This window comes from Actinomycetospora cinnamomea (assembly GCF_003096675.1).
Lineage (GTDB): Bacteria > Actinomycetota > Actinomycetes > Mycobacteriales > Pseudonocardiaceae > Actinomycetospora > Actinomycetospora cinnamomea.
Map to the genome: position 1 here is coordinate 383,810 of NZ_QEKW01000001.1, position 20,185 is coordinate 403,994.

The window sequence follows — 20,185 nt, forward strand, 5'->3', positions numbered from 1 at the left end:
CTCAGGGACCGGCGGCCGGGTCAGCGGGCGCCCCGGGCGGGGTGGTGGAGCCCGTGGCCGCGACGAGGACGGCCTCCTCGACGGCCCGTCGCCGCTCCGGCGGGAGGGCGGAGTGCTCGGCGGTCTCCAGGCAGAAGGCGTCGAGCACCGAGCTGCCCAGCGTCGACACCCGCGCCCAGCGCACGTCGAGCCCCTGGCCCTCCAGCGCGGCCGCGACCCGGTGGAGCAGGCCGATGCGGTTGCTCGTGCGCAGCTCGAGCACGACCGCACCGGTGGCCTCGTCGTCGAACCACACCACCCGGCTCGGCGCGGGGGCGGGGCCGGGACGGTCGTAGTCGCGCTCCTTGGCCGCGAGCCGGGCGGGCAGGTCGATCGAGCCGCGCAGCACGCGCACCAGGTCCTCGCGCAGCAGCGACGCCTCGGGCAGGCGCCCGAAGCGGGGCGACACCGAGAACGCGTCGACCGCGACGCCCTCGTGCTCGGAGAGGTCGGCGGTGTGCACCTGCAGCGAGTGCAGCGCGAGCACGCCCGCCGCCCGCGAGAGCAGCCCGGGCCGGTCGGGCGCGGCGACCGTCATCGTGATCTTGGTCAGGTCGCCCTCACCGGTGATCGCCACCTCGGGCTGCCCGTTCTCGGCCACCCGGCGGGCGAGGTCCACCGCCTCGTCCGACAGCGGCGACGGCCCGGGCGCCGGCCCGCCGGACATCACCACGCGGCAGCGGCGCACGAGGTCGCCCATGAGCGTCGCCCGCCACGGCGTCCACACCCCGGGCCCGGTGCCCAGCGAGTCCGCCTCGGCCAGCGCGTGCAGCAGCTCGAGCAGCACGGGGTCGGCGCCGAGGGTCTCGACGACGCGCTCGACGGTCGCGGGGTCCTCCGGGTCGCGCCGCGACGCGGTGTGGGGCAGCAGCAGGTGGTGGCGCACCATCGCCGCGAGCACCTCCACGTCGGCCGGCCACAGCCCCAGGCGCCGCCCGATGTGCCGGGCCAGGCGCTCGCCGACCTCCGAGTGGTCCTCGTCGCGGCCCTTGCCGATGTCGTGCACCAGCGCCCCGAGCAGCAGGAGGTCCGGGCGGGCCACCCGCGTCGTCAACGCCGCGGCGCGGCTCGTGACCTCGACGAGGTGGCGGTCGACGGTCCACACGTGCTGGCGGTCGCGCGGGGGCAGGTCGCGCACCGCGCCCCACTCGGGGAACAGCCGGCCCCACAGGCCCGTGCGGTCGAGCGCCTCGACGACGCCGACCATCCCCTCCCCCGTCCCGAGCAGGGCGAGCAGCTCGCTCAGGGCGGCGCGGGGCCACGGCTCGCGCAGCTCCGGAGCTGCTTCGGCGAGCCGGTGGAGGGTGCCCGCGGCGATCGGCAACCGTGTGCGCGCCGCGGTGGCGGCCAGGCGCAGCACCAGCGCCGGGTCCCGCGCCGGATGCGCGTCGCGGGCGAGCACCACCTCGCCGGCGTGCTCGACCACGCCGTCGTCGAGCGGCCGGCGCGCCGGGGCGCGGCGCAGCGCGGCGAGGCCCCGGCGCGGCAGGGCGTTGCGGGCCGAGCGCAGCGCGGTGTCGGTGGCGAAGACGACCGTGCGCGCGGCGCCGGAGACGGCCCGCGCGAGGTCGAACCGGTCGGTGACCCCCAGATCGGCGGCCGCCGCCGCGACGACCTCGTGGGCGTCCTCGGCCTGCAGCACGTCGCGGGCCCGCCCCGCGCGGCGGTGCAGCTCCACGCGCAGGTCGAGCATGAGCCGGCGGGCGTCCTGGACGTCGACGGTCGGGCGGTCCACCAGCTGCGCGGCGGCCAGCGCGTCGAGCAGCTGGATGTCGCGCAGCCCGCCGTGCCCGTTCTTGAGGTCGGGCTCGATGCGGTGGGCGACCTCGCCCGAGCGCTCCCAGCGCTCCCGGGTTGCGGCGACGAGGTCGTCGAACCGGCCGCGGATGCCGGCACGCCACGCCTGCCGCGCGGTCGCGGCCAGCCGTTCGCTGAGCTCCGGGTCGCCCGCGAGGTGGCGCACCTCCAGCAGGCCCAGGGCCACCCGCAGGTCGGTGGTGGCGACCTCGATGGCCTCCCCGACCGTGCGCACCGAGTGGTCGAGCCCGATCCCGGCGTTCCAGAGGGGGTACCAGAGGGCGTCCGCGACCTGGCCGATCTGCTCGCGGTCCCCGCGGCGCCCCTCGTGGACGAGCACGAGGTCGAGGTCGGAGTAGGGCGCCAGCTCCCGGCGGCCCAACGCCCCCACCGCGACCAGCGCCGAGCCCTCGCCCACCCCGACCGCCGCCGCCCGTGTCGAGAGCCAGAAGTCGTGCAGCTCCACCAGGGCCTCGCGCAGGGCCGCCGGCCCCAGGCGTCGGGCGCCCGGCGGAGGGTCCAGCAGCGCGGCGCGGGCCCGGACGAGGTCCACCGCGTCACCGTTGGTGGTTCCCCGCTCGTCGTCCAGGCTCGACGACACCGCGTCCCCGTCCCGAGGTCCGGCTCCGCTGCGCTGCGCGTCCGTGGCCATCCACCCGTCCTCTCGAGGCCTCGTCCCGACTGCTCGCGAGACGACGACGCCGGGCCCCGCGAGTGGAGCCCGGCGCCGTCGTCATCCGGTGGTGGCTACAGGGCGTCGGCCCCGCGCTCACCGGTGCGCACGCGCACCACGGTCTCGACCGGGGTCACCCAGACCTTCCCGTCACCGATCTTGCCGGTGCGGGCGGTCTCGGCGATGGCATCGACGACCTTGTCGGCCGCGGAGTCGTCGGTGACGACCTCGATGCGGACCTTCGGCACGAAGTCGACGGAGTACTCCGCGCCCCGGTAGACCTCGGTGTGGCCCTTCTGGCGGCCGTAGCCCTGGACCTCGCTGACGGTCATGCCCAGGACCCCCAGGCGCTCGAGGGCGCCCTTCACGTCCTCCAGCACGAACGGCTTGATGATGGCGGTGACCATCTTCATGGCGGTCAGCTCTCCTTTCCGGCGGTCGCGGACACCTGCGTCGGCGCGGACAGCGCCGAGTGCGACGACCCGAGGCTGCTCCCTCCGCGCAGGCTGGAGAAGTCGTAGCCCGACTCGGCGTGCTCACCCTCGTCGATGCCGGTGGCCTCGCTGTCGTCGTCGATCCGCAGGCCCATCGTGGCCTTGAGGATGCCGACGATGATCGCGGTGACCACCGCGCAGTAGACGATCACCGCGAGTGCCGCGATCGCCTGGATGCCCAGCTGGGAGAACCCGCCGCCGTAGAACAGCCCGTTCGCGCCGTCCGGCGCGACCTCGGTCGCCAGCAGACCGATCATCAGGGTGCCGATGACGCCACCGACGAGGTGGACGCCGACCACGTCGAACGAGTCGTCGAAGCCGAGCTTGAACTTCAGGCCCACCGCGTAGGCACACGCGACACCGGCGATGACCCCGATGATCATCGCGCCGATCGGCGACACGGACGCACAGGCGGGGGTGATGGCGACCAGGCCGGCCACGATGCCGGACGCGGCACCCAGGGAGGTCGGCTTGCCGTCGCGGATCTGCTCGACGATCAGCCAGCCCACGATCGCGGCCGCCGTCGCGGCGATCGTGTTCACGAAGGCGTAGGACGCCTCCCAGCCCGCGCTGCCCGCCGAGCCCGCGTTGAACCCGAACCAGCCGAACCACAGCATGCCGGCGCCGAGCATGACCATCGTGAGGTTGTGCGGGCGCATCGCCTCGCGGGGCCAGCCGCGGCGCTTGCCGAGGAAGATGCAGAGCACGAGAGCGGCGACGCCGGCGTTGATGTGGACGGCGGTACCACCGGCGAAGTCGAGGGCACCGAGACCGGCCGCGATCCAGCCGTTGTCGAGGTCGAAGACCCAGTGGGCGACCGGGAAGTACACCAACGTCGCCCAGAGCAGCGTGAAGACCATCCAGGTGTTGAACTTCATGCGGTCCGCCGCCGCACCGGCGATCAGTCCGGTGGTGAGGATGGCGAACATGCCCTGGAAGGCCACGAAGGCCAGGTCGGGCAGGCCGTCGGTCTGGGCCTCGGGGGTCAGCATGCTCGACAGGCCGAAGAACTCGACGGGGTTGCCCAGCAGTCCGGCGCCGACGTCCGTGCCGAACGCGACCGAGTAGCCGAAGAGCACCCAGAGGACGCCCACGGTCGCGAGGGTGCCGAACACCATCATCATCATGTTCAGCACGTTCTTCGAGCGGGCCTGGCCGCCGTAGAACAACGCCAGCCCCGGGGTCATGAGGAGGACCAGCGCCGCGCTGGTCAGGATCCAGGCGGTGTTACCGCTGTCCAGTTCTACGGGGGTCACGAGTTCCCTCCATCGCGGGTTCGACCGGAATCGGTGAGTGAGAATGGAGAGATCGTGTTTCGGTCGACGTCCTGCTCTGTTTCGCAGCAGTTAACAGGCCGCCCGGTGGTGTCACCATCATGTTGCGCGAGCGGACATCACGGTCTGCGGTGGCCGGCGTCACGCGCGGGCGGTGACGCTGCGCGGTGGCGCGGACCCCGCCCGTGGCGGTGGGTGTCACCCGGTTGCGGCCGGCCGCGCTCAGCGCAGCAGCGCGTCCACGAACGCCTCGGGCTCGAACGGCGCGAGGTCGTCGGGTCCCTCCCCGAGGCCGACGAGCTTGACCGGAACCCCCAGCTCGCGCTGGACCTGGAACACGATGCCGCCCTTGGCGGTGCCGTCGAGCTTGGTGAGCACGACGCCCGTGACGTCCACGACCTCGCGGAAGACGCGGGCCTGGGTCAGCCCGTTCTGCCCCGTGGTCGCGTCGAGCACGAGCAGCACCTCGTCCACGTCCGCCTGGCGCTCGACCACGCGCTTGACCTTGCCGAGCTCGTCCATGAGACCGGTCTTGGTGTGCAGGCGCCCGGCCGTGTCGAGCAGGACGGCGTCGACGCCCGACTCGGTGCCGCGGCGCACGGCGTCGAACGCGACGCTGGCGGGGTCAGCGCCCTCCTTGCCGCGCACGGTCTCCGCGCCGGCGCGCTCGCCCCACGTCGCGAGCTGCTCGGCGGCCGCGGCGCGGAACGTGTCGGCGGCGCCCAGGAGCACGACGTACCCCCCGGCGACGAGCACCCGGGCGAGCTTGCCGGTGGTCGTGGTCTTGCCGGTGCCGTTGACCCCCGCGATGAGCACGACCGCGGGGCGTCCGTCGTGGGCGAGCGCCCGCACCGAACGCTCCATGTCCGGGCCCAGGGACTCGACGAGCACCTCGCGCAGCAGCTCGCGCGCCTGCTCCGGGGTGCGGACACCGCGGGAGGCGATGCGCTCGCGGAGCTTGGCGACGATCTCCTGAGTGGTCGAGGAGCCGAGGTCGGCCATGAGCAGCGTGTCCTCGACCTCCTCCCACGAGTCCTCGTCGAGGTCGCCGGCGCCGAGCAGGCCGAGCAGGCCCTGGCCGAGCGTCGAGCGCGACCGACCGAGCCGTCCGCGCAGGCGCTCGAGCCGGCCCTCGGCGGGCGCGATCTCCTCCGTCGGCGCCGCGGGCGGGACGGGCGTGCCCGTGGAGGGCGCGATCGTCTCGGTGGTGCTCTCGGTGGTCGGGCCCGGCGGCGCTTCGGCCGGGGCCTCCGGCTCGGCGGTCGGGGCCTCCGGCTCGAGGGTCGGGGCCTCCGGCTCGGCGGCCGGGGCCTCCGGCTCGGCGGCCGGCGCCTCCGGCTCGACGGGCGCTTCCGGCTCGACGGGCGCTTCCGGCTCGACGGGCGCTTCCGGCTCGACGGGCGCTTCCGGCTCGACGGGCGCTTCCGGCTCGACCGTCGGCGCGGGCGGGGCCTCGGCGGCGGCCGGCGGAGCGGTGGCCTGCGGGCCGGCGACCTCGGGTTCCTCGAGGACCCCGGGGCCGGTGGTCCCGTCGCCGTCCGCACGTCCGGGGGCGGTCGGCGTCGTGGGCGGGCTGAGGTCCGGGGGCGCGGCGTCGGTCGTGGGCGCCGAGTCGGTCGCGGGGGCCGGTGGCGCCTCGGCGGCTCCGGGCGGGGCGGTGCCCTGCGGCCCGCCGGCCTCGGGGCGCTCCGCAGGCTCGGCGGGCGGCTCCTCGGGGGGCAGGGGCGCCGGGCCGCGGCGGGGTGGGGTGAGCGTCGAGCCACCGGTGCCGGCGGTGAAGTCGAAGCCGCCGCCGGCCTTGTAGGTGCCCTTGGTGGGCCTGCGCTCCTCCTCTTCCTCCTCGGCCAGGGACACCTGGCGGCTTCGGCGCAGGTAGAGGCCGATACCGAGGACGACGAGCAGGATGACGATGATCGCCGCGGCGACGATCGCGGCAACGACACCGGGCGCCAACCCGGTCCCGACCTGCGCGGCGAGCGCGACGTCGGTCGGGGCGGGGTCGAGCGGCGCGGTCAGCGAGGTCGGGGACGACACCGCGCCAGTCTCGCAGCCGCGCCGCGCGGGGGCGCGCGGTCGGGGCGGCGGGGCGGTCGGTCACGGGGCCCCGAGGCGCAGCGAACGCGCTGTTCGCTGCGTCTAAGCGTACGAACGGCGCGTTCGCTGCATCCGGGAGCGGCGCCTCCTCGCTGTCAGGCGACGAGCAGGACGACCGCGACGACGAGCAGGGCGATCAGGGCCGCGCCGGCCGCGGCGAGCAGCGCGACGCACAGGGCGAGGCCGGCGGTGCGCTGCCGTGCCGGCCCGAGCGAGCCGTCGAGGCGGGGCAGGGCGGGCGCGCGGTAGTAGACCTCCACGGTGTGGCCCGCGGCGACGGGTACCGCGTCGGCGACGTGCCCCCAGGAGCGCCGTCCGGCGATCCGGTGCTCGACCTCGATCTCGACGAGGTGGCGACCGGCCGGCAGGTCGATCGGCGTGCGGCCCCAGGCGAAGCGCAGCGGCAGGCCGTCGACGCTGACCGCGACCTTCCGGGCCCCGAGATGCGGGGTCAGGCGGCAGTACGAGGTGTCGACGACCAGGCGCCCGCCGGCGGGCTTCGGCGCGGGGGCGAGGGCCCGCAGCGGGACGAGCGGACCGGACGGGACGCCGGTCTCACGGCGGGCGTGGCGGCCGGTGGGGGCGGTCGAGCCGGTCGGGGCGGGCGCCGCGCGGTGGGTCGGTTCGGGTCGCACCGCCGTCATGTCCGCTCCCCCCGTCTCGCCCGCGTACGGGCACCGTAGAGGCGCCGGGCGCGCGCCGGGAGGCCACGACAGCGTCGACCTCGCCCCCCGATCCGGGACCCCCTGGATACTCAGAGCAACGTAGCAGCACTCTGGGTGATCACGACGGGGTGGTCCCCGCGAAGGGGCCGGGCGCCTCGGCGCCGCGCAGACGCTGGGAGATGACCGCCGTGATGCCGTCGCCCCGCATGCTGACCCCGTAGAGCGCATCGGCGATCTCCATGGTCGGCTTCTGGTGCGTGATGATCACCAGCTGCGAGCTGCGGCGGAGGTCGGAGAGCAGACCGATGAGCCGGCGCAGGTTGGCGTCGTCGAGCGCGGCCTCGACCTCGTCCATCACGTAGAACGGCGACGGGCGGGCCCGGAAGATGGCCACGAGCATCGCCACCGCCGTCAGCGACTTCTCCCCGCCCGAGAGCAGCGAGAGGCGCTTGACCTTCTTCCCCGGCGGGCGGGCCTCGACCTCGACGCCGGTGGCCAGCAGGTCATCGGGGTCGGTGAGCACCAGGCGCCCCTCGCCGCCCGGGAAGAGCACCGGGAAGACGGCCTCGAACTCGCGGGCGACATCCGCGAACGCGGACGCGAAGACCTCGAGGATGGTGGCGTCGACCTGCGAGACCACCTCGAGGAGGTCCTTGCGGCTGTTCTTGACGTCCTCGAGCTGGGTGGACAGGAACCGGTAGCGCTCCTCGAGCGCGGCGTACTCCTCCAGCGCCAGCGGGTTGACCTTGCCGAGCGTGCCCAGCTCCTTCTCCGCCCGGGCGGCGCGGCGTTGCTGGGCGGCGCGGTCGAAGGGCTCGGGCGGCGGCATGACGACCTGCTCGCCGCGCTCGCGGGCGGCCTCCACCTCGGCCACCTCACCGGCCGGGGGCGGGATCGGGACGTCGGGTCCGTACTCGGCGACGAGGTCGGACAGCCCGATCCCGAAGCGCTCGCCGATCCCGGCCTCCATCTGCTGCAGCCGCGTGCGCTGCTCGGCGCGCACGACCTCGTCGCGGTGCACAGCGTCGGTGAGCCGCTCGAGCGTCGCCTGCAACTCGCGCTGCCGCTCCCGCGCGGTGTCGAGCTCGCCCGCCCGCGCCGTGCGCACCGCGGCGGCGGCGTCGCGGGCCTCCTCGGCCCGGGCCAGCGAGTGCTCGAGGCGCGCCAGCGCGTCGCGGCCGTGGCGCACGGCCTCCTCGGCGACGGCCGCCGCCCGCGCGCGGACCCGCGCCCGCTCCTGGACGCGGGCCCGCTGCTCACGCTCCGCGGCGGCCCGGCGGCGCAGCCCCTCGGCGCGCCCGGTGACCGCGCGCAGGCGCTCCTCGGCGGTGCGCAGCGCCAGGCGGGCGTCGACCTCCGCGGCGCGGGCGGCGGTGAGCGCGGACGCCGCGGCGTCCCGGGCGGCGGCGTGCTCGTCGGCCATGTCGCCCGCGCCGTCGTCGGCCGCCTCGTCCTGGGCCATCGCCAGGCGCTCGGTGAGGTCGTCGAGCTCGGCGCGGCGCTCGTCGCGGGTGGCCTCCACCGCGGCCCGGCGCTCGGTGAGCCGCTGCGCCTCGGCCTCCGCGGCGCGCACGGTCTCCCCGAGCCGCCCCAGCCGGCGGGCGGACTCCGCACGCGCCTTGTCGTCCGCGGCCCGGCGGGCGTCGGCGGCCCGCCGCGCCTCGGCGTCGGCGCGACGGCGGTCGTCACGGACCTGGCGGGCGACGCCGACCTCCGCCCGTGCCGCGGACTCGGCCTCGCGTGCCGACGCGAGCGTCGCGTCGACCTCGCGCAGGTGGCGCTCCGCGGCCGCCAGCCGGTCGCCGGCCTCGTCCGCCGCGGCCTGCATCTCGAGCAGGCTCTGGCCCGAGGGCCCGCCGACGGCCCACTCGGCCCCCAGCAGGTCGCCGGCGCGGGTGACGGCGCGCAGGTGCGGGTGGTCGCGGACCACGGCGCGGGCGGCCGCGAGGTCGTCGACGACGACCGTTCCGGCCAGCACGCGATCCACCGCGCCGGCGAGCTCGTCGGGCGCCGTCACGAGGTCGGCGGCCCAGCGGGTGCCCGCGGGCGCCTCGCCCGGCCCCGCCTCGCTGCGTGTCCCGCCCACGAGCAGCCCCGCCCGCCCGCCCTCGGTGGCGTGCAGCGTCTCCAGGGCGTCGGCGGCGGCGTCCGGGCTCGCCACGGCCACGGCGTCGGCGGCCGGCCCGAGAGCCGCGGTGACGGCGTCCTCGTGGCCCGCCTCGACCCGCAGCAGCGCCGCGACCGACCCCAGCACGCCCGGCACGCGGTCGGTCGCGCCCAGCAGTGCCCCGGCCCCGTCCCGGCGCGTCAGCCCGAGGGCGAGCGCGTCGGTGCGGGCCTGCCAGTGCGCACGATCACGCTCGGCGTCGCGGTGCGCCGCGCCGGCGGCGTCGACCGCGGCGCGCGCCGCCTCGTGGCGCTCGACGGCGGCGTCGAGCGCGGCCTCGGGGTCGGGTGCCTCGGCGGCGTCGTCGACGGCGTCCTGCGGCGCCTCCTCGGGCGCCGACGCGGGCGGCGGCTCCGCCTCCTCCAGCGCCGCCAGCTCCTCGCGGGCCACGGCCGCGCGCTCGCCGGCCTGGAGGAGCGAGGCGGCGATCTGCTCGAGCTCCTCGGTGGAGGACGCCAGGCGCCCGCGGAGCGTCTCGACCTGCCCGGCCAGGCGCGCCACGCCCTCGCGGCGGTCTGCTGCCGCCCGCGTGGCGGCGGCGAGCCGACGCTCGGCGGTGGTCAGCGCGTCCTCGGCGGCCTCGCGCGTCTCGCCGTGCCCCTCGAGGGTGGCCCGGGCCTCGGCGACCTCGGACTCCAGCGCCGCCTCCTGGTCCGCGGCCTCCTCGGCGCGGCGCTCGAGGTCGTCGGGGTCGGGCCCGGCGGGCACGTCCTCCACGCCCGTCACGTGACGGTGGCGCTCGACGGCCAGCGCGACCGTGCCGCGCAGGCGCTCCTGCAGCGCCGAGAGGCGGTACCAGCCCTCCTGGGCGCGTGTGTGGGCCGGCGTCGCCGCCTCGAGAGCGGCCTCGAGCGCGGTGACCTGCTCGCCGACCTCGGCCAGGGCCCGCTCGGTCTCGTCGCGGCGGCGGCGGGCGGCGTCCTCGTCCGCCTGGTCCCGGGCGATCGTGCCGCGCAGCGTCACCAGCTCGTCTGCGGCCAGGCGCAGCCGCGCGTCGCGCAGGTCGGCCTGGATGGTCTGGGCGCGGCGCGCGATCTCGGCCTGGCGGCCCAGCGGCTTGAGCTGGCGGCGCAGCTCGGTGGTGAGGTCGGACAGGCGCGTGAGGTTGGCCTGCATCGCCTCGAGCTTGCGCAGCGCCTTCTCCTTGCGCTTGCGGTGCTTGAGGACCCCGGCGGCCTCCTCGACGAACGCCCGCCGCTCCTCGGGACGCGACTGCAGGATCGCGTCGAGCTGGCCCTGGCCGACGAGGACGTGCAGCTCCCGGCCGATGCCGGAGTCGCTGAGCAGTTCCTGGACGTCGAGCAGGCGGCAGCTGCTGCCGTTGATCTCGTACTCGCCCGCGCCGGACCGGAACACGCGCCGGGTGATCGACACCTCGGCGTACTCGACGGGCAGCGCGCCGTCGGCGTTGTCGATGGTCAGCGTGACCTCGGCGCGGCCCAACGGGGCGCGGCCGGCCGTGCCGGCGAAGATGACGTCCTCCATCTTGCCGCCGCGCAGCGCCTTGGCCCCCTGCTCGCCGAGCACCCAGCTGATGGCGTCGACGACGTTGGACTTGCCCGACCCGTTGGGCCCGACCACGCACGTGATGCCCGGCTCGAAGCGCAGCGTGGTGGACGAGGCGAAGGACTTGAAGCCCTTGAGCGTCAGACTCTTGAGATGCACGCCCGCGTCCCTCCCCCGCCGGTCGGGTCCGGACGCTACGCGAGGTCGGAGACACCGCGGTCGAAACCCCGTCCGGATCGGTCCGGACCGTGGTCCGTGTCGCGATCGTGGCCGTTTCCGGAGTGAGGGGCGCGTCAACCCGGCCGCATGGCTACCGCAACGCACTACCTCGAGGTCAACGCCCCGGCCACCCAGTGCTACCAGTGGTGGCGGCCGCTGACCCACCTGCCCCAGATCATGGACGACGTGCGCTCGGTCGAGCCCAAGGACGGGTCGGCGGACGTGACGCACTGGGTGGTCGACGGCCCGCTGGGCAAGTCGATCGAGTGGGACGCGAAGATCATCGACGAGGAGACCGACCGCAAGATCGCGTGGAAGTCGCTCGAGGAGAGCAACAACCACGTGGAGACCGGTGGTGCCGTGCGCTTCGACAACCACGGTGACAGCACCGGCGTCGAGGTCAGCCTGCACGTGAACACCCCGGGCGGGGCGATCGGCGACCTGGGCGCCAAGCTCTTCGCCGACCCGCAGAAGAAGGTCGAGAAGGCGCTCGAGGAGTTCAAGCAGCTCATGGAGTCCTCCGGGCAGACGCGCGCCTGACGCGCACCCGCACGTCCCGGGCCCCGGACCGCCGTCGCGGTACGGGGCCCGACGTGTCGGTGCGGGCTACGCTGGACACGTGACCGAGCCGGGATACACCGAGGACGGCGTGCCCACGTTCGAGCACGTCCGCGAGACGATCGAGCAGCGCTCCGCGACCGCCGCGGGCTACGAGGAGCTGGTCTCCGAGAGCCCCGAGGGGCGGGAGCGGGCCGAGCGCGAGGCCGACCACGCCGCGGCCGCCCGCGAGAAGCTCGACGCGATCCGCCGCTCGGTGCGCGGCGAGCAGTGACCATCGGCGGCCCACGGTGACGCCGTGGGCCGCGCCCGGGACGCTCGCCGGCCCCTCCGTCCGAGCTGAGGGGCGCTGAGCTCAGTCGGCGTTCGCGTCCACCAGCAGGGCCGCGGAGGTGCGGTCGTGCACACCGGGACGGCGTAGGCGTTCTCCAGGTGCTTGCCGACGGTCCGCCGGCTGATCCCCAGCTCGTGAGCGATCGCGCGGTCCGTGGCGCCGCGCGCGACCAGGGCCATGACCCGGAGCTGGCGGGGCGTCAGGGGGGACGGGCCGGCGCCGTGGGCGGCCCGCCACAGCGCGCCGCGCAGGTGAGGTCGGACGAGGTGCAGGAGCGCGAGGTCCTCCTCGTCGAAGGGGTCGCCGCGGTGCAGCGTCAGCCGCGCCCGCGTCCCCGCGTGCTCGAGGACGACGCGCGCGCGATACCCCGGGTGGTCCGGCGCCGTCGCGGACCCGCCCGGCCAGGACGTCCGCACCCCGTCGAACCCGACGACGACCACCCGGTCGCACCGCACGAGCTCGGCGAGGCGGGGCCACACGACGACGGCGAGGTCGCCGGCGCTGCGCACGCACGCCGTGGCGGCGGTGACGGCGAGGGCGTCGGCGAGGGTCGCTCCTGGTCTCATCGTGCACGCTCGCTCGGGAGGTGGGCCGGCCAGTGTGCTCCCATCCGCATCCGCGCGGTCACCCCCGTTCGGCCGTCGCCACCCGGACGGCCTACGGAGGCTTCCGTATCGCTCACGCTCGCGGTCTGCGGCTCCATGGACGCACCGCCGTCCGTGGTCCGGGTGAAGGAGGACCGTCATGTCACGCCAGATGCTCGACTGTCGCCAGGTACCCAGCGAGGTCGGGTGCTCGCTCACCCTCGTCGGCGAGGTCGACGAGGTCCTCGAGGCCGGCGTCGCCCACGCCGTGGCCGTGCACGGCCACACCGACGGCGAGGAGCTGCGCCGGACGCTGCGCGGCGCCCTGCGCGACGCCCCGCAGGCGACGGCCCCGGGCGCGTTCATGCAGGTCATCGAGTTCCGGACCCAGCAGTACGACCAGATCACCGCCCTGATGGACGGCTGGATGGCCGACATCGGGGCCGACCGCCCCACCGGGTGGATGGTCCTGGGCCGCGACCGGGACCGGGCCGACACCTACCTCCAGGTCGTCGCCTTCCCGAGCGCCGAAGCAGCACAGCGGAACTCCGACCACCCGGTGACCACGGCCTTCGCGGGCAAGATGCACGCGCTCTGCGACGGGCCCCCGACCTTCCACGACCTCGACGTCGTGCGCGCGGAGACCACCTGATCAGGCGTGTCGGCGCCGCGGGCGCGGCTGGCACGTCGGGCACCAGTACGACGACCGGTTCATGAATGGCGCCCGTCGCACCGGCGTCCCGCACCGGGGGCAGGGCCGGTCCTCCTGGCCGTAGACGGCCAGGGCGCGGTCGAAGTAGCCGGAGTCGCCGTGGACGTCGACGTAGAGGGCGTCGAACGACGTGCCGCCGGCCGCCAGCGCCTCGTCCATCACCTCGCGCGCCGCGACGAGCAGGCGGCGGCCCTCGGGGCGGGTCAGGGTCGCGGTGGGGCGCTCGTAGTGCAGCTTCGCGCGCCACAGCGACTCGTCGGCGTAGATGTTGCCGATGCCCGAGACCAGCGTCTGGTCGAGCAGCGCACGCTTGACGCCGGTGCGCCGTCGCCGCAGGCCGCCGACCGCGGCCTCCGCGTCGAACGCGGGGTCCATCGGGTCACGCCCGATGTGGGCCACCGGCACCGGTAGCGCGTCCGGCCCGGTGACGTCGGTGACCGTGAGCCCACCGAAGGTGCGCTGGTCGACGAAGCGCAGCTCGGGGCCGGCGTCGTCGAAGCGCAGGCGGATGCGCAGGTGCTTCTCGTCGTCGCGCTCGGCGGGCTGGACGAGCAGCTGGCCGCTCATGCCGAGGTGGGCGAGCAGCGCGGCCTCGGGGGCCTCGGCGTCGACGGAGGCCAGCTCCACCCACAGGAACTTGCCGCGCCGCTTCACGGCGCGCAGGACCTGCCCGGTCAGGCGCTCGACCAGCTCGGGGGCCCCGCCGGCCTGGCGCCGCACGGAGCGGGGGTGGAAGACCTCGACGGCGCGGACCCGGCGGCCGGTGACGTGCGCGGCGAGACCCCGCCGGACGACCTCGACCTCGGGCAGCTCAGGCATCCGTGGTGCCCGAGTCACCCTCCAGGTACTGGTAGGCGGCGCGCGCGGCCTTCTGCTCGGCTTCCTTCTTCGTCCGCCCGACCCCGGTCCCGCGCTCCTCACCGGCGACGACGACGGTCGCGGTGAAGACCTTGAGGTGATCGGGGCCCTCCTCGGCCATCCGGTACTCGGGCACGCCGAGGTCGGAGGCGGCGGTGAGCTCCTGGAGGCTGGTCTTCCAGTCGAGGCCGGCGCCCAGCAGGGGCGCGGTGCGCAGGAGCTCGCCGAAGAGCCGCTCGACGAGCGAGCGGGAGGTCTCGATGCCGTGCTGGAGGTGCACCGCGCCGAGCACGGCCTCCACGGCGTCGCCGAGGATGCTCGGCTTGTCGCGGCCGCCGGTGAGCTCCTCGCCGCGCCCGAGGTGCAGGCGCTGGCCGAGCCCGAGCTCGCGGGCGACGCCGGCGAGCGCGTGCATGTTCACCACGCTCGCGCGCAGCTTGGCCAGCTGCCCCTCGGGCAGGTCGGGGTGCTCGCGGTACAGCCGCTCGGTGACGACCACGCCCAGCACCGCGTCCCCGAGGAACTCGAGCCGCTCGTTGGTGGGCAGCCCGCCGTGCTCGTAGGCGTAGGAGCGGTGCGTCAGCGCGAGCTCGACCAGCTGGGGGTCGAGGTCGACCTGCAGGACCTCACCGAGCGTCGGCTCGATCGGGGGCTCCGCCGGCTCGGTGCTGGTCGCCGTCATGCCGCAGGGTCCTCCGCGCGGGGCCTCAGGCCGGGGTGACGGCGCGGCGGCCGTGGTACTGGCCGCAGTTGGGGCACGCCACGTGCGGCGGCTTCGGCTTGCCGCAGGCCTTGTTCGGGCACGCCATCAGCTGCGGCACCGACGCCTTCCACTGCGAGCGGCGGGCGTGGGTGTTGGCGCGGGACATCCGACGCTTCGGGACGGCCACGGTTGTCAGTCTCCCTATCGGCGTACTGTACTAGTTGATCTCGGTGCGGCCGGTGCCGCCGTACTTCTCCTGCAGCGCGGCCCAGCGAGGATCGATTGTCTCACGGACCTCTCCGGCCGGGACGAAGGCCCACGCCTCGGGGTCCGACGACGCCACGCCCGGGCAGTCCTCCCGGCACAACGGCGTCACCGGCAGCTCGAGCAGCACCGCGTCGCGCACGGCCGGCTCCAGGTCGATCCGCTCGTCGACGATGCGGCTGACCTCGTCCTCGTCGGCCGTGTCGTCGGTGACCGAATCCGGGTAGGCGTAGAGCTCGGTCAGCGTGACGTCCACGTGGTCGGTGAACGGCTCGAGACAGCGCGAGCACTCCCCCGCGACGTCGGCGCTCACCGACCCGGACGCCAGCACGCCCTCCATCACGGACTCGAGGCGCAGGTCGAGGTGGATCGGTGCGCCGACGGGCACCCCGACCATGTCGAGCCCGAAACCCTCGGGCGCCGGCACGTCGCGGCGCAGCTCCTTCATCTGGCCGGGACGGCGCAGGAGCTCGCGCGCGACGTCGACGACCCACGGGCTGGCCGCGTCCACGGCGTGCGCTGTGCGCGCTGAGGGCACTGCGGGTTCGGTGTGCTTGTCGGCGCCAGTCATTCGGCCTGTCATCTCGCTGATCGGGGAGGGGAGCCGCACGACGCGACCCGACCGACCAGTCTACGCGAGGAGGATCAGGCCCCCAGGCGCTCGCCCAGGCGCTCGCCCCACCGGCGCCAGCCCTCGCGCGGCTCGTCGCGGGGCGCGGGCTCGTCGTCCTCGCCGCCGCGCGGCGGGCCGGCCGCCACCGGGCCCGCGGGGGCGCTCATGCGCAGCTGGTGGCGGTGACGGCCGACGGTGTCGAGCACCGACTCCAGCGTCTCGGAGAAGTCGGCGAGCGTGCCGTCGACGTAGTGGTCGCACTCGGCGCGCCGGCGGTCGGCCTCGTCGGTGGCCGCGTCGACGATGCGCTCGCCCTCGGCGTGCGCCGCGCGGGTGACCTCATGGGCGTCGACGAGGCGGGCCTGCTCGGCGCGCCCCTCGGCCACCGATCGCTCGTAGTCCTGCCGCCCGGCCTCGGCCATCCGCTCGGCCTCGGCCTCGGCGCGCTCGGTGAGCTCGGCGTACTCGCGGCGCCCGCGGGCCACGGTCCGCTCGGCCTCGTGCTCGGCCTCGGCGATCATCTGCTGGGCCTGCTCGCGGGCCTCGGCCAGCACCCGGTCGGCCTCCTCCCGGGCGTCGGCCCGGGCGCGCTCGGCCTCCTCGGTGGCCTCCGCGATCAGCTTGTCGCGGTGGTCCAGGACGTCCTGCGCGTCGTCGAGCTCGCCCGGCAGCGCCTCGCGGACGTCGTCGAGCAGCTCGAGCACGTCGCCGCGCGGCACCACGCAGCTGGTGGTCATCGGCAGGCCGCGCGCCTCTTCGCAGAGGGTCACCAGCTCGTCGAGCGCCTCGAACACGCGGTACACGCGGGGAAGTGTGCCGCCGCACGGGGCGAGGGCCCGGGATTCGGACCGGGCCCCGGCGTGTCGCGATTGCTCAGCCCAGCCGCTCGCGCAGCCGTCGGTGCACCTCGGGGTGCAGGAACGCGCCCACGTCCCCGCCGCCGCGCGCCACCTCCTTGACCAGCGAGCTGGACACGAACGAGTGGGCCGGGTCGGTGATGAGGAAGACCGAGTCGACGCCGGTCTGGTGGCGGTTCATCTGCGCCATCGGCTCCTCGAACCCGAAGTCCGTGGACGACCGCAGGCCCTTGACCAGGGTGGCCGCGCCGATCGCGCGGCAGTAGTCCACGACGAGGCCCTCGAAGGCGTCGGTGCGCACGTTGTCCACACCTTCGAGGGCCGCGGCGAGCAGCTCGCGGCGCTCGTCGACGGTGAACAGGCCCTGCTTGGCGGGGTTGACGGCCACGGCCACGACGACCTCGTCGAACAGCGCCGCCGCCCGCGTGATCACGTCGGCGTGCCCGAGCGTGACCGGGTCGAACGAGCCGGGGCACACGGCGATGGTCACTGATGGCCTCCGGCCTCGTGAGTGGTATGGGTCGTCATGGCAACCCATATCACTCACGAGGCCGGAGGCCATGGACGCCGCTCTCCTGCGCGCCGACCTCGCCGCCCTCTACCCGCAGTACGGGCTGCGGGTGGCCCACGCCGGGACGGTGCTGATCGGGCCGACCGACGAGGAACTGCTCGAGCTGGCGGCGATCGTCGCTGAGCCCGGTGGCGTCGTGGAGCCGGGCCGCGAGGGCGAGCTCCTCGGATGGCCCCCGGATGCGGGGGACGACGCGGCCCGCCGGTTCCTGGAGTGGGCGTGGCGGCTGCGCGAGGCGCCGAGCCCCGTGCGATGGCGGGCGCCGCTCGCCGTGATCGACGGCGGGCGGGCCCTCGGTCTCGCGGTCCTGGCGCACGAGCACGACGACCCGGCCGGCACGGTCCGCACCTCGTCGTGGCTCGCGCGCGCCGAGCAGGGGCGCGGGCTGGGGCGCCGGGTGCGGCTGATGCTGCTGGAGCTGGCGTTCGCCCACCTCGGGGCGACGCGGGCGACGACCGGCGCCGCCGAGGGCAACGCCGCCTCCCTGCGTGTGTCCCAGCGCTGCGGCTACCGCGAGACCCACCGGGCGCCGGGCCCCGACGGCGTCGTCGAGGTGCACCTCGCCGTCACGCCCGCGGCCTGGCGGCGCCGCCGCCTGCCCGACGTCGACGTGGACGGGGTGGACGCGTTCCGGGACGCGATCGCGGCCTGATCGAGCGCCGAGTGTGCGTCAACGATGGTCGGCTCGCCCTGTCGAGCAGCATGTGCGCACATTCGCTGCGGGGCTGACCCGGCAGCCTGTGCCCCTGCGGTGATCAGGGGCCCTGGCTGCGCCGACCGGCCCCGTTTCCGCAGGTCGCCCCATGGTCGACCCTCGCGGGATCACCCGAGGAGGAGGCACACCATGGCCGCAGGAGGACCCGAGCGCCGCCGTCGGCGCGAGACCAGCACGTCGTCGGGGGACGGCGCCCAGCAGTCGCGCGAGGAGGGGCCCGACGCCACCCAGGCACGTCGCGGAGCGCGCACGGACGCGGCGTCGCGGCCCGACGTCTACCTCGACGTACCGAAGCTCGAGGTCGACCACATCGGGCTGGAGGTCGAGAACCTGCGCGCCCGGGTGTCCCTGCAGGCCGAGGTGCTCGACCTGCTCAAGCTCAACGTCGGTGTCGACGCGGAGCTGGGGCGCGTCGCGCTGGAGATCGACGGGGTGCAGGCCGAGGCGACGCTGAAGGTCCGCCTCGACGAGGTCGCGGGGATCATCGACCGCGTCCTGGACACCGTCGACCGGAATCCCCAGATCCTCGAGACGGTGGCCCGGACCGCGCAGAGCGCGGTGCAGGAGGTCGGCTCCGGCGTGGGCGAGGCGGCGGGCCAGGTCGGGCGCGCCGCGGGCGACGCGGTCGGCGAGGTCGCCGGCCAGGCCGGGGGTGCGGTCGGGCAGCTGACCGACCAGGCCGGCGAAGCCGTCGGGCAGGTCACCGACCAGGCCGGCGAGGCCGTCGGGCAGGTCACCGACCAGGCCGGCGAGGCCGTCGGCGACGCGACCGGCGCCGTGGAGGAGGTCGCGGGCGAGGCCGGGGAGGCGGCGGGCGACACGGCAGGAGATGCGGCCGGCACGGCCGCCGACACCACCGAGGACTCCGCGGGCACGGACGAGGACACGGCACCGGACGCGGACCGGGAGACGACCGACGAGGCCCGGGACGACGGGGACGCCCCGGACCCCGGCGAGACGCCGGGTCGCTCCGGCGACGACTCCGCGGAGTCCGACGACGCGACGCCGGCCCGGGCGCGTGGCTCGTCCGGGCGGTCACGCCGGTCGTCGTCGACGCGCTCGCGTCCCGCCCGCCGGACGACCGGGTGAGCGAGGAGCGCGAGCCGGACATCGAGTTCCGGAGCACGGTCAGAGGCCGGCGGCTGCGGTTCGAGGCGGTGCCCGACGTCCGCGTCGACCTCACCGGGGACCAGGACGACGCCTCGCGCTCCGGGAGCGAGCGGGAGAACCTCCCCGATCGCGTCCGGCGCCACGTCACCTACACCGACGTGCGCGTCGACCACGCGACGCTGTCCTGGCTCGACCCGCCCGACGCGTGACCGCCCCGGGCGGCCGGCGCACGGCCGGCCGCCCGGCGGCGGGTCAGCTGCCGGACTCGGTCGAACGGCGCCGGCGCGTCCCGGCGGTCCGCCCGCCCTCGTCACCCGTCTCCGGACGGCGCGCCGTGCGCGGCGACCGCGGCCGTGCCGGCGCCTCCGCGGTCCCGGAGCCCGTCGACCGGCGTCGCCGCGACCCCGCGCCCCGCCCCGGCTCGACGTCGGGTGTCTCCTCCGGACGCTTGGAGCGGCGGGAGGACGATCCGTCCGACTGCTGCGACGACTCCGACGACTCCGACGACTCCTCCTGCTGACGGGGGCGGCGCAGGTGGAGCCTCTCGGCGAGGCCCTGCCGCTGCTCTGCCCCGTCCTCGTCCTCCTGGTCGTCCTGCTCACCGGCCGCGTCCGCGGCCTCGTCGACGTCGACACCCTCGTCGCCCGACCCGGCCGCCACCTCGTCCGGCTCGAGGTCCTCGCCTTCGTCGACCTCGTCCTCGGCGACGTCCTCACCTTCGTCGACCTCGTCCTCGGCGACGTCCTCGCCTTCGTCGGCCTCATCCTCGGCGACGTCCTCGCCTTCGTCGGCCTCATCCTCGGCGGCCTCGTCCTCAGCGGCCTCGTCCTCGGCCTCGTCCTCAGCGGCCTCGTCCTCAGCGGCGTCGTCCTCAGCGGCCTCGTCCTCAGCGGCCTCGTCCTCGTCGACGTCCTCGGTCTCGTCGTCGGCCTCCCCGGCCGGCTCGTCCTCGGTGTCGTCCTCGGTCTCGGTCTCGGTCTCGGTCTCGGTCTCGGTCTCGTCCTCGGCGTCGTCCTCGGCCTCGAGGTCCGCGTCCTCGGCAGAGGTCTCGACGTCCTCCGAGTCCTCGTCCAGGTCCTGGTCGTCCTCGGCCAGGTCCTCGTCGAGGTCCACGAACTCGTCGGCGTCCTCGGTCGTGATGTCGATGAACACCGTGCGGCCGCCGATGACGAGGGAGCCGTGCAGGTCGATCGATTCGAAGTTCAGCGCGTCGGCCATGGGTGGTGGTCCTTCCCGGGAGCCGGACACCGCTGTCCGGTCGAGTGGGCGGGCCGCGGGGGTCGACCCACATGTGGAGGCCGGTGTTCCCGGGGGTCCGGCGACCGACGCCGGGCCGACGGCGCGTCGGGCGAAGTGGCTCCGTGCGGCCCAGCCGGTA

At 75.5% G+C, this 20,185-nt stretch carries 19 protein-coding genes and 1 pseudogene; 6 read left to right on the plus strand and 14 right to left on the minus strand.

Annotated features, from left to right (window positions below; all coding sequences use genetic code 11):
* Position 1 precedes the first annotated feature (1 nt).
* The 6 genes from C8D89_RS01895 to smc form a co-directional block, all read right to left on the minus strand.
* Positions 2–2,488, minus strand: a complete 2,487-nt coding sequence (locus C8D89_RS01895; RefSeq protein WP_116706351.1) for a [protein-PII] uridylyltransferase — start codon at positions 2,486–2,488, stop codon at positions 2–4.
* A gap of 95 nt (positions 2,489–2,583) precedes the next feature.
* Positions 2,584–2,922, minus strand: a complete 339-nt coding sequence (locus C8D89_RS01900) for a P-II family nitrogen regulator (protein ID WP_116706352.1) — start codon at positions 2,920–2,922, stop codon at positions 2,584–2,586.
* Between the two features lie 5 nt (positions 2,923–2,927).
* Positions 2,928–4,244: an ammonium transporter gene (locus C8D89_RS01905; protein WP_207787030.1), complete on the minus strand. Its 1,317-nt coding sequence runs from the start codon at positions 4,242–4,244 to the stop codon at positions 2,928–2,930.
* A 255-nt stretch (positions 4,245–4,499) separates the two neighbouring features.
* Complete coding sequence (gene ftsY / locus C8D89_RS01910) at positions 4,500–6,311, minus strand: signal recognition particle-docking protein FtsY (RefSeq protein WP_423716621.1); 1,812 nt, start codon at positions 6,309–6,311, stop codon at positions 4,500–4,502.
* A gap of 155 nt (positions 6,312–6,466) precedes the next feature.
* Positions 6,467–7,015: a hypothetical protein gene (locus C8D89_RS01915; protein WP_116706354.1), complete on the minus strand. Its 549-nt coding sequence runs from the start codon at positions 7,013–7,015 to the stop codon at positions 6,467–6,469.
* Positions 7,016–7,154: 139 nt separating this feature from the next.
* On the minus strand, positions 7,155–10,868 hold the full coding sequence (smc, locus tag C8D89_RS01920; protein ID WP_116706355.1) for a chromosome segregation protein SMC: 3,714 nt from the start codon (positions 10,866–10,868) through the stop codon (positions 7,155–7,157).
* A 147-nt stretch (positions 10,869–11,015) separates the two neighbouring features.
* On the opposite strand from smc, the gene C8D89_RS01925 reads away from it, so the two are divergent.
* Together C8D89_RS01925 and C8D89_RS30035 are read left to right on the plus strand one after the other, a co-directional pair.
* Entirely contained in the window at positions 11,016–11,468 is a 453-nt protein-coding gene (locus tag C8D89_RS01925; RefSeq protein WP_116706356.1) for an SRPBCC family protein, read from the plus strand.
* A 79-nt stretch (positions 11,469–11,547) separates the two neighbouring features.
* Positions 11,548–11,760: a hypothetical protein gene (locus C8D89_RS30035; protein ID WP_116706357.1), complete on the plus strand. Its 213-nt coding sequence runs from the start codon at positions 11,548–11,550 to the stop codon at positions 11,758–11,760.
* Positions 11,761–11,915: 155 nt separating this feature from the next.
* On the opposite strand, the pseudogene C8D89_RS30660 reads toward C8D89_RS30035, so the two are convergent.
* A pseudogene (locus C8D89_RS30660) lies at positions 11,916–12,566 on the minus strand (response regulator transcription factor); the annotation flags it as partial.
* Between C8D89_RS30660 and C8D89_RS01940 the strand changes: the two are divergent.
* On the plus strand, positions 12,565–13,056 hold the full coding sequence (locus tag C8D89_RS01940; protein ID WP_116706359.1) for a DUF1059 domain-containing protein: 492 nt from the start codon (positions 12,565–12,567) through the stop codon (positions 13,054–13,056). The pseudogene C8D89_RS30660 and the gene C8D89_RS01940 overlap by 2 nt on opposite strands.
* On the opposite strand, the gene mutM is transcribed toward C8D89_RS01940, so the two are convergent.
* The 6 genes from mutM to coaD all read right to left on the minus strand — a co-directional run bounded on the left by mutM (position 13,057) and on the right by coaD (position 16,901).
* Positions 13,057–13,935 carry a bifunctional DNA-formamidopyrimidine glycosylase/DNA-(apurinic or apyrimidinic site) lyase gene (gene mutM / locus C8D89_RS01945; RefSeq protein ID WP_116706360.1) on the minus strand — a complete coding sequence of 293 codons (879 nt, stop codon included), beginning with the start codon at positions 13,933–13,935 and terminating at the stop codon, positions 13,057–13,059.
* Entirely contained in the window at positions 13,928–14,656 is a 729-nt protein-coding gene (gene rnc, locus C8D89_RS01950) for a ribonuclease III (protein ID WP_116706361.1), read from the minus strand. The genes mutM and rnc overlap by 8 nt, the downstream gene beginning before the upstream one ends.
* Before the next feature lie 25 nt (positions 14,657–14,681).
* Complete coding sequence (rpmF, locus tag C8D89_RS01955; RefSeq protein ID WP_116706362.1) at positions 14,682–14,864, minus strand: 50S ribosomal protein L32; 183 nt, start codon at positions 14,862–14,864, stop codon at positions 14,682–14,684.
* Positions 14,865–14,894: 30 nt separating this feature from the next.
* Positions 14,895–15,452, minus strand: a complete 558-nt coding sequence (locus C8D89_RS01960) for a YceD family protein (protein ID WP_423716622.1) — start codon at positions 15,450–15,452, stop codon at positions 14,895–14,897.
* 134 nt (positions 15,453–15,586) lie between these two features.
* A complete protein-coding gene (locus C8D89_RS01965) occupies positions 15,587–16,357 on the minus strand; it encodes a DivIVA domain-containing protein (RefSeq protein WP_243417721.1) in 771 nt (256 codons plus the stop codon).
* A gap of 70 nt (positions 16,358–16,427) precedes the next feature.
* A complete protein-coding gene (gene coaD / locus C8D89_RS01970) occupies positions 16,428–16,901 on the minus strand; it encodes a pantetheine-phosphate adenylyltransferase (RefSeq protein WP_116706364.1) in 474 nt (157 codons plus the stop codon).
* Positions 16,902–16,971: 70 nt separating this feature from the next.
* Between coaD and C8D89_RS01975 the strand changes: the two genes are divergently transcribed.
* The 3 genes from C8D89_RS01975 to C8D89_RS01985 all read left to right on the plus strand — a co-directional run bounded on the left by C8D89_RS01975 (position 16,972) and on the right by C8D89_RS01985 (position 19,016).
* Positions 16,972–17,634, plus strand: coding sequence for a GNAT family N-acetyltransferase (locus C8D89_RS01975; RefSeq protein ID WP_165825500.1), 663 nt, complete (start codon positions 16,972–16,974; stop codon positions 17,632–17,634).
* A gap of 192 nt (positions 17,635–17,826) precedes the next feature.
* On the plus strand, positions 17,827–18,786 hold the full coding sequence (locus C8D89_RS01980; protein WP_116706365.1) for a hypothetical protein: 960 nt from the start codon (positions 17,827–17,829) through the stop codon (positions 18,784–18,786).
* Entirely contained in the window at positions 18,783–19,016 is a 234-nt protein-coding gene (locus C8D89_RS01985) for a hypothetical protein (RefSeq protein ID WP_116706366.1), read from the plus strand. The genes C8D89_RS01980 and C8D89_RS01985 overlap by 4 nt, the downstream gene beginning before the upstream one ends.
* A 43-nt stretch (positions 19,017–19,059) precedes the next feature.
* Here the strand turns inward: C8D89_RS01985 and C8D89_RS01990 are convergent, their stop codons facing one another.
* Positions 19,060–20,025: a hypothetical protein gene (locus C8D89_RS01990; protein ID WP_116706367.1), complete on the minus strand. Its 966-nt coding sequence runs from the start codon at positions 20,023–20,025 to the stop codon at positions 19,060–19,062.
* Positions 20,026–20,185: the final 160 nt, after the last annotated feature.